At 63.6% G+C, this 12,406-nt stretch carries 13 protein-coding genes; 9 read left to right on the forward strand and 4 right to left on the reverse strand.

Features of this window, described 5'->3' with window-relative positions; all coding sequences use genetic code 11:
- The 3 genes from G7016_RS25650 to G7016_RS20535 all read left to right on the forward strand — a co-directional run.
- Positions 1 to 99: hypothetical protein (locus tag G7016_RS25650; RefSeq protein WP_375139709.1), on the forward strand; the 99-nt coding region annotated here is incomplete at its 5' end.
- 243 nt (positions 100 to 342) lie between these two features.
- Complete coding sequence (locus tag G7016_RS20530) at positions 343 to 1,188, forward strand: CopD family protein (RefSeq protein WP_181117561.1); 846 nt, start codon at positions 343 to 345, stop codon at positions 1,186 to 1,188.
- Between the two features lie 22 nt (positions 1,189 to 1,210).
- Positions 1,211 to 1,666, forward strand: coding sequence for a metallophosphoesterase family protein (locus G7016_RS20535; protein WP_181117562.1), 456 nt, complete (start codon positions 1,211 to 1,213; stop codon positions 1,664 to 1,666).
- On the opposite strand, the gene G7016_RS20540 is transcribed toward G7016_RS20535, so the two are convergent.
- Both G7016_RS20540 and G7016_RS20545 read right to left on the reverse strand, forming a co-directional pair.
- Complete coding sequence (locus tag G7016_RS20540) at positions 1,590 to 5,237, reverse strand: ATP-binding protein (RefSeq protein WP_181117563.1); 3,648 nt, start codon at positions 5,235 to 5,237, stop codon at positions 1,590 to 1,592. The genes G7016_RS20535 and G7016_RS20540 overlap by 77 nt on opposite strands.
- Positions 5,231 to 5,857 carry a response regulator transcription factor gene (locus G7016_RS20545; protein WP_181117564.1) on the reverse strand — a complete coding sequence of 209 codons (627 nt, stop codon included), beginning with the start codon at positions 5,855 to 5,857 and terminating at the stop codon, positions 5,231 to 5,233. Before G7016_RS20545 ends, G7016_RS20540 begins: the two co-directional genes overlap by 7 nt.
- Before the next feature lie 203 nt (positions 5,858 to 6,060).
- On the opposite strand from G7016_RS20545, the gene G7016_RS20550 reads away from it, so the two are divergent.
- A complete protein-coding gene (locus G7016_RS20550; RefSeq protein ID WP_181117565.1) occupies positions 6,061 to 7,110 on the forward strand; it encodes a DNA topoisomerase IB in 1,050 nt (349 codons plus the stop codon).
- Positions 7,111 to 7,171: 61 nt separating this feature from the next.
- On the opposite strand, the gene G7016_RS20555 is transcribed toward G7016_RS20550, so the two are convergent.
- The gene (locus G7016_RS20555) at positions 7,172 to 7,324 is read right to left on the reverse strand and encodes a hypothetical protein (RefSeq protein WP_181117566.1); all 153 of its coding nucleotides are present in this window, start codon (positions 7,322 to 7,324) and stop codon (positions 7,172 to 7,174) included.
- A 115-nt stretch (positions 7,325 to 7,439) separates the two neighbouring features.
- On the opposite strand from G7016_RS20555, the gene G7016_RS20560 reads away from it, so the two are divergent.
- The 5 genes from G7016_RS20560 to G7016_RS20580 all read left to right on the forward strand — a co-directional run bounded on the left by G7016_RS20560 (position 7,440) and on the right by G7016_RS20580 (position 11,326).
- A complete protein-coding gene (locus tag G7016_RS20560) occupies positions 7,440 to 8,240 on the forward strand; it encodes a glucose 1-dehydrogenase (protein WP_181117567.1) in 801 nt (266 codons plus the stop codon).
- A complete protein-coding gene (locus G7016_RS20565) occupies positions 8,233 to 10,056 on the forward strand; it encodes a glycoside hydrolase family 15 protein (protein ID WP_181117568.1) in 1,824 nt (607 codons plus the stop codon). Before G7016_RS20560 ends, G7016_RS20565 begins: the two co-directional genes overlap by 8 nt.
- A gap of 13 nt (positions 10,057 to 10,069) precedes the next feature.
- Positions 10,070 to 10,300: a hypothetical protein gene (locus tag G7016_RS20570; RefSeq protein ID WP_181117569.1), complete on the forward strand. Its 231-nt coding sequence runs from the start codon at positions 10,070 to 10,072 to the stop codon at positions 10,298 to 10,300.
- Between the two features lie 284 nt (positions 10,301 to 10,584).
- Positions 10,585 to 10,776, forward strand: coding sequence for a carbon storage regulator CsrA (gene csrA, locus G7016_RS20575; RefSeq protein WP_181117570.1), 192 nt, complete (start codon positions 10,585 to 10,587; stop codon positions 10,774 to 10,776).
- A 79-nt stretch (positions 10,777 to 10,855) separates the two neighbouring features.
- The gene (locus G7016_RS20580) at positions 10,856 to 11,326 is read left to right on the forward strand and encodes an FAD/FMN-containing dehydrogenase (RefSeq protein WP_181117571.1); all 471 of its coding nucleotides are present in this window, start codon (positions 10,856 to 10,858) and stop codon (positions 11,324 to 11,326) included.
- Positions 11,327 to 11,343: 17 nt separating this feature from the next.
- Here the strand turns inward: G7016_RS20580 and G7016_RS20585 are convergent, their stop codons facing one another.
- Positions 11,344 to 12,246: a polyprenyl synthetase family protein gene (locus tag G7016_RS20585; protein ID WP_181117572.1), complete on the reverse strand. Its 903-nt coding sequence runs from the start codon at positions 12,244 to 12,246 to the stop codon at positions 11,344 to 11,346.
- Positions 12,247 to 12,406 lie beyond the last annotated feature (160 nt).

Consider the following 12,406-nt stretch of genomic DNA (forward strand, 5'->3'; position numbering starts at 1 on the left):
GAAACCCGAGAGGCCATGGCCGCCTGTGCGGTAGATAACCTTCTGGCGGTGCTCTCGGGGCAACCGCCGCGTAACCCCGCCAACCAGCCACGGCGGTGAACGCACAGCCGGCCGTTTGGCCAGGGGAGCGCTGGCTGCTAAAGCCCCGAGAGGCCATGGCCGCCTGTGCGGTAGATAACCTTCTGGCGGTGCTCTCGGGGCAACCGCCGCGTAACCCCGCCAACCAGCCACGGCGGTGAACGCACAGCCGGCCGTTTGGCCAGGGGAACGCTGGCTGCTAAAGTAGCGCGCCCACCGGCCTCGCCTTGGCCGGCCTTCTTGCCTGCGGAACACCCCCTTGCCATGACTGCCTTGGTTGTACTTCGTTTTCTTCACTATTTTGCAGTGCTGAGCCTGTTCGGCGTCAGTGTATTCAGGCCTCTGCTCCTCGCAGGCATGCCGCAGCTTCCCGCCCTTCGCCAACGGATGGACCCGGTGCTGTGCCTGGTGGCGTTGCTGGCGTTTCTCAGCGCGGTGGGTTGGCTGCTTGCGGCCAGCGCCGGCATGGCGGGCGACTGGCACAGCGGCATTCAGCCCGCCACACTGCGTACGGTATTGCTCGATACCGCCTTTGGCCGCATATGGGCCGCGCATGTGATTATTTGCCTGCTGCAATTGATCTGGTGGCGGTTGCCCGGCCAACGCTCGCCTTTGCCCGCGATCGCGCTGTCTGTGCTGGCTATCGCCACGCTTGCCCCGGTGGGCCACACCGGGATGCTGGGCGGCGTTGCGGGTACACTGCTCGCGCTCAACCAGCTGCTGCACTTGGCCGCCACGGGCGGATGGGTCGGGGCCTTGTTGTTGCTGGGCTGGATCGCCGTGCAGCCCCGGGGCTTGCGGCCAGGCGCACTCGCGCTTGATTTTGGCCGCTACGGCCTGCCGATGGTTGGGGTGATAGCCATCACCGGCCTGCTCAACCTCTGGGCAATCACCGGCACACTCCTGCCGGGCGCAAGCCCCTTTGCCACGGTGTTATGGATCAAGCTGGCCGCAGTCGCGGGGATGTTGGCGCTTGCGCTCTGGCACCGTGCGCATGCCCTGCGCGCCGGCGAAGCGAACCTGAAGCTCACGCTGGGGCTCGAATGGCTATGCGGGCTGGTGGCGCTGCTGGCGGTTGCCTGGCTTGGAACGCTACCGCCTTCCCTCTGAAACGTTCACACACGAGGCACTCATGAAAATCGGCCTGATCGCAGACACCCATGGCTTGTTGCGCCCGGAAGCCCTGGCGGCGCTGCAGGGCTGCGATCACCTGATTCACGCCGGGGACATTGGCAAGCCGGATATTCTCGACCAACTGCGTGCCATTGCCCCGCTGAGTGTGGTGCGCGGCAACAACGACCGAGGCCTGCCCTGGGCCGATGGCCTTCCGGATCATTTGTTGCTCGACCTCGGTGGGTTACGGATCTACCTCACCCATGAACTCGCCGACGTGCCCTGGCCACTGCCCGGTGAGGCAACCGTGGTAGTGACCGGGCACTCGCACAAGCCGCTGATCGCCCACAAGGACGGGGCCCTGCACATCAACCCTGGCAGTGCGGGGCCGCGGCGGTTCAAGCTGCCGGTTTCGGTCGCGCTGCTTGAGCCGACCCCAGCGGGGCCGCACGCCCGGCTCGTCCCTCTGGGCTGAAGGTCATACCGCGCAGATGTTGCTGAAGCCCGGCCATCTCCGCCAGCAACCCCTGCAGCGTCGCTTCGCCACGTTCCATGGCCTCACAGCGATCGACCAACCCTGCGGCGCCCACGATACGTGCCCCGCCCTTTACCCGGTGCACCACGTCGTCGAGTTCCGGCGAGGCCGTGGTGAGGCCCTGCAGCCGCTGGTAATCCTGCGCGAGCGCTTGTAAAAGGCTGTCTCGCAGCCGGCGAGCCGAGGTCACGCAGCCTCCCGCCAGGCTGAGCAGCGCCTCCGGGCTGTCATGAGCACGCACCGGCGTAGCCGTAAGGGTAGCTGGCAGTGCTGGCGCAAGCGCGGCCGCCAAGGCTTCCAGCCCCAGGGGTTTGCCCAGACATTCGTCGATGCCGGCTTCACGGCAGCGTTCGCGTTGATCCCCTGTGGTATCGGCAGTGCATGCGAGCAGGCGGCAGGGCCTCAACCCCTTGCGCTGCTCTTCCAGGCGAATGGCGCGCGCCAGGTCGTAACCATCCATTCCCGGCATTTCGCAATCACAGATCACCGCATCGAAACCTCGATGACTGCACCACTCTCGCAGGCCGTTCGCGCCGTCTTCAGCCACGGTCACGCGGTGCCCGAGATAACTGAGCTGTTGAGCGAGCAGCAAACGGTTGGGCTCGTGGTCGTCCACCACCAGCACGCTGATGGTCGCTTGGGTACAGGTGGCCAGGCTGGGCTGGGCGGGCTTTTCCACGCTGCAGCGTGGCAGGCGAAGGCAGGCTTCCACTCGGCTGCCCTCGCCTTCCCGGCTGGAGAGCTCCAGCCCGCCGCCCATCATCCGGCATAGATGGTGACTGATAGACAGCCCCAGCCCGGCACCTGTGCGGCCCGACAACTGATGGTTGCCGGCCTGCTGGTAAGGCTGGCAGAGGCGACGCAGGTCCGATTTGGGAATACCGATCCCGGTATCCTGCACCACCAGCCTTACCACGAGCTCGTTGTGTGCGGGTTCTGCCGTCAGGTGTACGCTCACCCGCCCCTGACGGGTAAACTTGATGGCGTTGCTCAACAGGTTGCCCAGCACCTGCTGAAACCGTAAAGGGTCCAGTACCACGCCCCACCCCGTATCCTGCTGGACGGTAAGTTCCAGCTGCAGGGATTTCTCCCGCGCCCGCGCCTGGTAAAGCTGCACGGCCTGGCGCGTCAGCGCATCCACTTCAACGGGCCGGGGGTTGAGGTTCAGATGCCCGGACTCGATACGGCTGATGTCCAGGATATCGTTGAGCAGTTCCAGCAGGCCGCTCGCGGATTCGGACGCTACCCTCAGCGCCAGCATATCCAACTCGCCCGTGTCGGCCTTGCGCCGCGCCAGCTCCAGCATCCCCAGAACCGCGTTCATCGGCGTGCGTATTTCGTGGCTGGCCGTGGCCAGGAAGCGCGACTTGGCCCGATTGGCCGAATCAGCCTCCTCCTTGGCGGCCTGCAGGGCGTCATACAGACGCTGGCGTTCGGTGATGTCTATCCACCCGCCGATCAGGCCCATGATGTTGCCGCTGCTGTCGCGGTACGGGAGGATCCAGTGGAACACGGTAAGTTCGCGGCCATCACGCAGGCGTAGCTGCCGATCCTCGACGATAGGCTGGCCGTCGGCGATCACCTGGTGGTACAGCGCTTCGTATGCGGCTGCCTGGTCGTGAGCCAGTGGTATGCGCGTGACCCTTTGCCCGATCACCGCACCGCGCTCTACCCCCAGTGCGAGCAAATAACTGGCATTACAGTCCAGCAGGCACCCTCCACGGCTGCGCACGTACACCGGATGCGGGGTGCCGTCGATCATCACGCGCACGAACTCCAGCTGATCGGTGAGTGCCTGCTCGGCGGCCTTGCGCCGGCGTACCTGTCGCCGTAACAGGCGAATCCACACCACTGCCAATAGCAGCATCGCCCCTGCAACGGCAAAGGCCGGAACTAGCCACCTGGCCTGCGTCGGCCACTCCGGTTCCACGTGAATTTCACTGCGCCAACGGCGGGCCATGGTGTCCAGCACTGCGGGTTCGAAGCTCAGTAGCGCCTGATCAAGGATGGCCGGCAAGGCCTGTTGCCCATAGGCCACCGCAAACCCGTACCGGCGTGGCGGCAGCGGCAACACGCTGCCTATGCGCCATGACTTTTCCGGGCTACCCGCAAGCATGACCCGTGCCTGTTCGTAGGGCAGCACCGCTGCCCGGGCATGGCCGGCAGTGACCGAATCCAGGGCACCCCGGGCCGTGACGGTTTCCTCCCAACGGACAGTCGGCCAGCGCCCCGCCAACGTAGCGGTCGATGCCAGCGAAGCCGGTACCGACACCACTTGCCCGTCCCAATCAGCCAGGCCTTCGGCACGCTGCACGGCACCGTTGGTCACCAGCACAGGCACGGTACTCAGCCACGCCCGGGTAAGGCGCAGGCTACCCGGCGCCTCGGCATCCGAAGCCATGGCGGCGGCGAGGTCCACTTCTCCGTGCTCCAGTGCAGCCACCAGGGCGGCATGGGACGCCAGCGGGACGGGTTCGAACACAAGCCCGGTCCGCTGGCCAATACGCGCCAGAAGGTCCGCAGCCAAGCCCTTGAATTGGCCCTCGTTGTTTTGAAAGCTCAGCGGCGCGAATTCACGCAGATAGCCAACCCGCACGCGAGGGTGAGCGTCCATCCAGCGCCGGGCTTCGGCGGTCCAGGTCAGCGTTGACGCTTCACTGAGCCGCGCCGCGCCGCGGCTCCAGGTGTCATCGACCTTTTTGCGCCATGCCGCGGGGGCACTGGCAAGGCACGCGTTGACCAGCCCGGCCAGGCGTGTGTCGCTGGCACGCAGCAGGAAGGCAATGCCGCTTGGCCGCGGTGGCAGGAAGGTGACTTGCTCGCGCCCGGACAACGGGCTTTGCGCCAGCTGCGCCGCGACCGCTCGGGCATTGCCCAGCGCCATGTGCACCTGCCCCACCGCAACCGCCGCCAGGCCATTAAGCAGCGAAGGCACAGCCACAGGCTGATAGTCAGCCGCCAGCTCGGCCAGCTCCGCTTCACTCACGTAGCCCCCGTTGACGGCAATGGTCCCGCCACGCTGCTCGGTGATGCGGTCGGCGCGCCGCACCAGCACCGGCTCGTCCGCGGCATACGGCCGGCTACGAACAAGCCCCGGCAGGTCGGCTTCTTCGGCGTAGGCGGAGGTAAGCATGTCGACGTCGCCGGCGCGCAGCGCTTCCACGGCGGCGCTGCGAGCCTCATAGGCCTGGATGCGCACCTCCAGGTGCAACTGTTCGGACAGCAGACGCACGTACTCGGCACTGATGCCCTCGTAGTGCTGACCATTGCCGAGCTGATCGAAGGGCGGGGTGTCGGGCCGCGTAACCCCTACCCGCAGCACGCGCCTGCGCCAGAGCCAGCGCCTGTCGTCATCCGGCAGTTCAAGCCGGACGATGGCTTCGGTGCCCGCGGCCAGCCGGGAATGCAATGCCGGCTGTTCGGCGCACGCCAGCGGAACGGCCAGGCCGGCCACAAGTGCAAGGGCAAGAAGTACTGCCCGCCTGGTCAAGTGCCGCCGTTGGATCAACACAATTGATGCCTCCGGGCGATTTCCGCCAGTGCGACGACTGAGGGAACACCCAGCTTTTCCATCAGGCGATATTTGTAGCTGCTCACGGTCTTGGCACTAAGCGCCAGGTGCTGGCCGATCAAGCGGTTGGTATACCCCCGTGCGAGGTGATGAAGCACGAGGATTTCCCGGTCGCTGAGCTCGGCCAGGCACTCGCGCTCGGTGCGCAGCGAATCCTGGCGCCGCACGCTGCTGTAGGTCACGTCGGGGAAATAGCTGTAACCCTCACGCAGGGCCCGCACGGCCTTGCGCAACTCCGCAAGCTCGTTGTTCTTGGCCACGAACCCGCAAGCGCCGGCCTTCATGCATCGGAGGGAATAGAATTCCGCCGGCAGGGAGCTGAGCACCAGGACCTTGGTTGGCAAGCGCAGGCTGCGCAACCGCTGGATCACCGTAAGGCCATCCAGCAAAGGCATGGAGATATCGACGATCGCGAGGTCTGGCAGCGCCTCCCGCGCGATCTGCAGCGCCTGACGGCCGTTGTCGGTTTCGCCCACGATGTCTACGCCATCCTGCGCCAGCAACAGGCTGACACTAGCCCGTATGAAAGGATGGTCGTCGACGATGATTGCCCGGTACATGGGACACCTCCTTGGCTATAACCGCCTATCGCATGACGGGATAGGGATTATTCGGCAGTGGGCCTGAGGAGTCTGTAGGACGCGTCCGAGCTGGTTGTAGGAAAGGTGGAAGAGGTTCTGCGAATTCCCTGAAGAGGGGTGTTCAAGGGAGCATTGGCGGTTGCGTTGTGGTCTATGGGACAGGCCCCGAAGGATGTTTCCTCATGTTGGACACTGCCGTACCTGCCCTGCCCCCCGACCTTCATTACGTCGACGATAGCCAGCCGGGTATCCGCCGACGCAAACTCAGGGGCAAGTTCGCGTATTTCAACCCTGATGGAACGCGCATCACCGACCCTGAAGAAATCAAGCGGATCAATGCGCTGGTGATACCGCCCGCTTACCAGGATGTATGGATTTGCCCCGATGCCCGTGGCCATTTGCAAGCGACCGGTCGGGATGCACGAGGGCGCAAGCAGTACCGTTATCACGCGCGCTGGCGGGAATTGCGCGACGAAAACAAATACAACCGCATGCTTGCCTTCGGCAAAAGCCTCCCCCGGGTGCGGCGCCAGCTGGAGGAGCATCTGGCAACGCCGGGGCTGTCACGTAATAAAGTCATGGCCGCGGTGATTTCGTTGCTGGACGCCACCTTGATCCGCGTCGGCAACAGCCAATATGCCCGGGATAACCAGTCCTATGGCCTGACAACGCTACTGAACGAGCACGTGGAGGTGAAAGGCAGCGCTATCGCCTTCCAGTTTCGCGGCAAGAGCGGCGTGGAGCATCAGGTAAGCCTGAAGGACAAGCGCCTGGCGCGGATCATCAAGCGGTGCATGGACCTGCCAGGCCAGCACCTGTTCCAGTACCTGGACGACAACGGCGAGCGCCACCACATCAGCTCCCACGATGTGAACGACTACCTGCGCGGTCTGCATGGCAGCGACTTCACGGCCAAGGATTACCGCACCTGGGCCGGCAGCGCACTGGCCCTGGCGATGCTTCGCGAGCTGCACTGGCAACCCGAGCCGGATGCCAAGCGGCATATTGTGGAAATGGTCAAACATGTGGCGCGTCAGCTTGGCAATACCCCTGCGGTTTGCCGCCGTTGCTACATACACCCTGCGGTACTCGAACGTTTTGTGTTGGGCGAACTCGCGGCGCTGCCCAAGCCGAGACAGCGCAAAGGCCTGAGGCTTGAAGAAGTTGCGCTGGCGACTTTCCTGGAAAACCTCGCCGAAGTGGCAGACGCGCAGGTGCGGCAGGCTAGCTGACTCTCTATCCTGCACTCGCGAGCGACCTGCGGGTCAGGAAGCTCGCGAGCGCACCCTATTACTACTGCGTAGGTGCCGGTCCCTTGCCCGGATCGTTCTTGTCGATCGGCCGCGGGGCTTCACCTTGCTCATTCAGCTGCTTGTGCTTTTCTCCTACGTCGCCGGCCTGCTCGGGCTTGTGATCGAGGTCTTCACGTTGCGATTGCTTGTTCATGGTCATGCTCCGGACGGTTCATGCATTGGGCAACAGCACATGCGCAATGTTTCCTCTGAACTCATCGCCCTGGCCGCCAGTCCCCATAAGAGTGACGTTTATGAGGCAAACCCGGATGCACATCTCGCTCGAAAAACAAGTAGCACTCGTGACTGGCGCCAGTTCGGGCCTGGGCTATGCCGCCGCCAAGGCGCTGGCCGCGGCAGGTGCTGCGGTGGTGATCAACTACAATAGCCACGCTGAACCTGCCGAGGAGCTGGCACAGGCTATCCGCGACCAGGGTGGCCAGGCCATTGCCATTGGCGGCGACGTGAGCAATGAGGCGGACGTGGAAAAGCTGTTCGCGACTGCAGTTGACACCTTTGGCGCGCTGGACATTCTCGTGGCCAACTCTGGCCTGCAGAAGGACGCGCCCATCGCCGAAATGAGCCTGGAAGACTGGCGCAAGGTTATCGACGTAAACCTCACGGGTCAGTTTCTTTGTGCCCGCGCCGCGCTGCGGCAATTCGCCCGCCAGGGCCCGCGGCGGTCGGTGTCCCGCGCGAACGGCAAGATCATCCACATGAGCTCCGTGCACCAGGTAATACCGTGGGCGGGCCACGCCAACTATGCTGCGTCCAAAGGTGGGGTAGACCTGCTCATGCGCACCATCGCCCAGGAAGTTGGCGAACTGCGCGTGCGAGTCAATGGCATTGCACCCGGAGCCATTCGTACGGCAATCAATGAAAAGGCCACCGAAGGCGACGCCGAGGCCAACCTGCTGAAACTCATTCCGTACGGTCGCGTGGGCGAGCCCGACGATGTTGCCAATGCGATTGTATGGCTGGCTTCAGACCTGTCCGATTACGTACATGGCGCAACACTGTTCATCGACGGTGGCATGAGCCTGTACCCAGAGTTCCGAAACAATGGATGACGCGCGCAAGACCGCCCAGGTACCCATTCAGCGCCACGGCGTGATCGGCAATATGCGAGCGCTGGCCTTGGTAGCCGATACCGGCAGCATCGACTACATGTGCTGGCCGGAATTCGACAGCCCCTCGCTGTTTACCGCCTTGCTGGACACGCCCGCAGCGGGTGTTTTCGAGCTGGCGCCGCGTTTGCCGGATGCCCGCCGCCTGCAGATTTACCTCCCTGGTAGCAACATCCTGCAAACCCGATGGCTCAGCCGCGACGCCGTGGTGGAGGTCACCGACCTGATCCCTGTGATCCCTGACGCAGATGCGTTGCCGCTGCTGGTGCGGCGGGTCACCGTGGTCCAGGGGGCGGCTACCATTCGCATGCGCTGCAGGGTGCGTCATGACTACAGCCGAGCTGATACGCGCGCCACCGCTGACGAGCGTGGCGTAGTGTTCATCGCCGAAAACCAGCCCTCCGTCCGCCTCAGTGGCTCGGTGCCCCTGCGACTGTCGGAACAGACCGCCGTCGCCGAGTTCGAGCTGCGCGCCGGTGAAAGCGCCGAATTCGTATTCGGTGACGCGGACGATGCTCGGGTCGCCCCGGGGCACGCCGATCGCCTGCTCGTGGAGACTTTGGCCTTCTGGCGACACTGGCTGCGCAAGAACACCTATCGCGGCCGTTGGCGCGAAAGCGTCGAGCGCTCTGCACTGGTGCTCAAGTTACTTACGTCCCGTAAACATGGCGGCATTCTGGCGGCGGGCACCTTCGGCCTGCCTGAGCTTCCCGGCGGCGAACGAAACTGGGACTACCGCTACTGCTGGATCCGCGACGCGTCCTTCACGGTGTATGCGTTCATGCGGCTGGGGTTCAGCGACGAGGCCAATGCATTTGTTCGCTGGGTTCGCGCACGCGTGAGTTCCTGCTCCAAAGACCCGGACCCCTTGCGTATCGTGTACGGCATTGCCGGAGAGAAGGAGTTTCCTGAGCACAACCTTGAACACTTGGCAGGCCACCTGGGCTCGCGCCCGGTTCGGATCGGTAACCAGGCCTACGAACAGAAGCAGCTCGACATTTATGGAGAGCTGATGGACGCGGTGTACCTCGCCAACAAGTACGGCGAGGCCATTTCCCATGAGGGTTGGGAAAATTGCCAGAGGCTTATCAACCAGCTCTGCGAAGCCTGGCACGACACTGACGTAGGTATCTGGGAGATGCGCGGCCCGCCGCAGCACTTCTTGCACTCCCGTCTGATGTGCTGGGTGGCGCTGGACCGCGCCATTCGCCTGGCCTACAAGCGCTCCCTGCCCGCCCCGTTCGAACGCTGGGACGCCGCCCGCCAGGCTATCCATCACGATATCTGGGACAACTTCTGGAACGCCGAAGCAGGGCATTTCGTGCAGCGACTGGGCAGTACCGAAGTAGACGCCGCGATGTTGCTGATGCCGCTGTTTCGTTTTGTGGGCGCCACCGACCCTCGCTGGCTGGCCACGTTGAACGTAATCGAGCGCGACCTGGTGCGGGACGGCATGGTGTATCGCTACCGAAACACCGGAGGCAGCGATGGCTTGAGCGGCGATGAAGGCGCGTTCACTGCGTGCTCGTTCTGGTACATCGAGTGCCTGGCACGGGCGGGCCAGTTGGACAAGGCTCACCTGGAATTCGAACAACTGCTGCGCTATGCAAACCCCCTTGGCCTTTACGCCGAGGAATTCGACCGTAATGGCCGCCATCTGGGTAATACCCCGCAGGCACTGAGCCACCTGGCGCTGATCAGCGCCGCCACCTTCCTGGACCGCAAACTCAGCGGCGACAGTAGTAATTGGCAACCGTAAGAGGAACCAGACGATGCAAAGCGAACTTGAAAAAGTAGTACTCACCCGCCTCCTTCACGCTCACCCGCAAGGGCTGGGCAAGGAAATACTCGATGATCATCGGGGCGCCGAGCAGGTTGAACTGTGCATCAAGAACCTGCGCGAACGCGGGCTGATCCACAGCCCCGAGGAAGGCAAACTGGTGTACCCCGTGAAGCTGAGCTCAGCGGGCGTGGAGGCTGCCAAGGCTTTTGAACCGCAGTAAGCCTACCCATGAGGCGCCCGTGCAAGGCCGGGCGCCCCTGTGAAAGTACAAAACCAAGGGTTTTTATCAAGTTTTCATCGTTTTCACTGCCTGCCCGGCTAGGCGCCATAGCGGGTTACAGGCGATACTTGGCATCCGTTTTTCCCAATCCTCTTGTAGTCCTTTTCTTAATAGGACGAAGGATAAATACGGAATTAAATTGTCCAATCCGCGTCTCTAGAGTTATGGCGTGTTTATGCACGTCACCAAGGCCGGATATTTAGCAAGGAATCAAGGAGCATTAAATGCTGATACTCACCCGCAAGGTCGGCGAAAGCATCGTCATCAATGACGATATCAAGATCACCATCCTTGGCGTGAAAGGAATGCAGGTTCGCATCGGCATCGACGCGCCAAAGGATGTACAGGTTCACCGTGAAGAGATCTTCAAGCGCATCCAGGCCGGCACCCCGGCGCCGGAAAAAGCAGGGCAATAACCTCTAGCCCTCGCTTATCGTTTCTCGCGCATGCCGGGCCCTGCCCGGCTGGGCTACCCCTCTTCTTCCCGGACCCCTCATGCTTAAACGCGGTGCCCTGATCCTTTCAATGTGGTTGCTCAGTGTACCTGCATGGGCGGTTCAGCCCGGGGACCCCATCACCCCATGGACACTGCTTGACCAATTCGATCAGCCTTTCACCCTCGATGCTGACACCCATGTGTTGCTAGTGGCCCGCAGCATGGCCGCAGCGCGCCTGGTGAACGCGGCGCTCGATGCGGCGCCAACCGGGTACCTGGAGGATCGGCATACGGCGTATATCGCTGATATCGAACACATGCCAACCGTGGCCCGGGCCTTTGCGATCCCCGCCATGCGCTCGGCGCGCTATCGCATTCTGCTGGACGGGGATGGCCGGGTGGCGCCCCGCTATGACGGCGCCCGAGAAGGGGTGCAGTGGCTGGAAGTGCGGGATGGGACCCTGCGGGCGCAGCAGCAATTCAATGATGCCGCGCAGTTACGCCAGGCGCTGGAGCGCCTGACCCAATAGCGGTTAGCCCGAAGCGGTTAGCCGAAGCGCGCGAACAGTTCCGCCACAAATACCCGGATGGCCTGCTCAGGCCCGTAGACTTGACCAAGGTACTGATCAGCGGCGCGCACATGCTGACGCAGCCGACGTTTTACCCCGCTGCTGCCCAACACCGCGACCAGGGTGGATTTGCCGGCGTCCTTGCCCACGTCCTTGCCCAGCGCAGCGTCAGGTACCCCGCGATCCTGCAAGTCATCGAGTAGCTGGAACGCCTGGCCAAGCTCCATCGCGAACGCACCCAACGCCCGCCGCACCGTGTGGGAGGCTCCCGCTCCGATTGCCGCCATCTGCAGGGTGGCATCGAACAGCACCGCGGTTTTCAGCTCATTGGTGCGCGCGATGGCGTCGGCGGTGCGAGCTTGCCGCCCCTCGCGCAGGTCCTCGTATTGCCCCTTTACCAGCCCTTGGCTACCCACAGCCCTGGACAGTTCCACGACCAGGGCTGCACGCCGGTCCGCTTCCAGGTCTACAGCGCCAAGCAGCCCGAACGCGCGGCTGAGCAAGGCGATGGCCGCCAGAATGGCCACATCCTCGCCAAAAGTCAGGTGAAGGGTGGGCCGGCCCCGGCGCAGGCGCGCGTCATCCATGCACGGCAAGTCATCCAACACCAGCGAGGCGGCATGCACCATTTCCACTGCGCAGGCCATGTCGAGCATTGCCGGGCGGGTTTCCCCCAAGCCTTGCGCAGCCAGCAACAATAGCAAGGGGCGCACGCGCTTGCCCGGCGCCAGCGTGCTCTCGCGCATGGCCATGGCAAGCAGCTCCTGATGGCTGCCGGGTTCTGGAAGCAATGCCTGCAAGCGGTCTTCCACCGACAGGCGCAGCGGCCCCCAGGCGCAGGTTGGGCGGTCATCAAGCACGGCGAGGGGGGTGGGCGTCATCCGGGGCAATCCTTTATGGCTGTAAACGGCTATGTTTAAACGCAGGGGCCGCGCAGGCACCACACCGCTGCCGGGCGCAGGGCGGCTGGCAATAACCGCCGCCCACCCAGCTCAGCGCCCCGAGGGCGAGGTACGGCACTAAATTTCGAGGTTGATGCGC

The sequence above is a fragment of the Pseudomonas japonica genome (genome assembly GCF_013522925.1).
Lineage (GTDB): Bacteria > Pseudomonadota > Gammaproteobacteria > Pseudomonadales > Pseudomonadaceae > Aquipseudomonas > Aquipseudomonas japonica_A.

Excerpts from the sequence above, each read along its gene's own strand:
- G7016_RS20560 (WP_181117567.1), top strand. The coding sequence starts at position 7,440 with ATGCACATCTCGCTCGAAAAACAAGTAGCACTCGTGACTGGCGCCAGT.
- G7016_RS20565 (WP_181117568.1), top strand. The coding sequence starts at position 8,233 with ATGGATGACGCGCGCAAGACCGCCCAGGTACCCATTCAGCGCCACGGC.
- G7016_RS20570 (WP_181117569.1), top strand. The coding sequence starts at position 10,070 with ATGCAAAGCGAACTTGAAAAAGTAGTACTCACCCGCCTCCTTCACGCT.
- G7016_RS20555 (WP_181117566.1), bottom strand. The coding sequence starts at position 7,324 with ATGAACAAGCAATCGCAACGTGAAGACCTCGATCACAAGCCCGAGCAG.
- csrA (WP_181117570.1), top strand. The coding sequence starts at position 10,585 with ATGCTGATACTCACCCGCAAGGTCGGCGAAAGCATCGTCATCAATGAC.
- G7016_RS20535 (WP_181117562.1), top strand. The coding sequence starts at position 1,211 with ATGAAAATCGGCCTGATCGCAGACACCCATGGCTTGTTGCGCCCGGAA.
- G7016_RS20530 (WP_181117561.1), top strand. The coding sequence starts at position 343 with ATGACTGCCTTGGTTGTACTTCGTTTTCTTCACTATTTTGCAGTGCTG.
- G7016_RS20550 (WP_181117565.1), top strand. The coding sequence starts at position 6,061 with ATGTTGGACACTGCCGTACCTGCCCTGCCCCCCGACCTTCATTACGTC.
- G7016_RS20580 (WP_181117571.1), top strand. The coding sequence starts at position 10,856 with ATGCTTAAACGCGGTGCCCTGATCCTTTCAATGTGGTTGCTCAGTGTA.
- G7016_RS20545 (WP_181117564.1), bottom strand. The coding sequence starts at position 5,857 with ATGTACCGGGCAATCATCGTCGACGACCATCCTTTCATACGGGCTAGT.
- G7016_RS20585 (WP_181117572.1), bottom strand. The coding sequence starts at position 12,246 with ATGACGCCCACCCCCCTCGCCGTGCTTGATGACCGCCCAACCTGCGCC.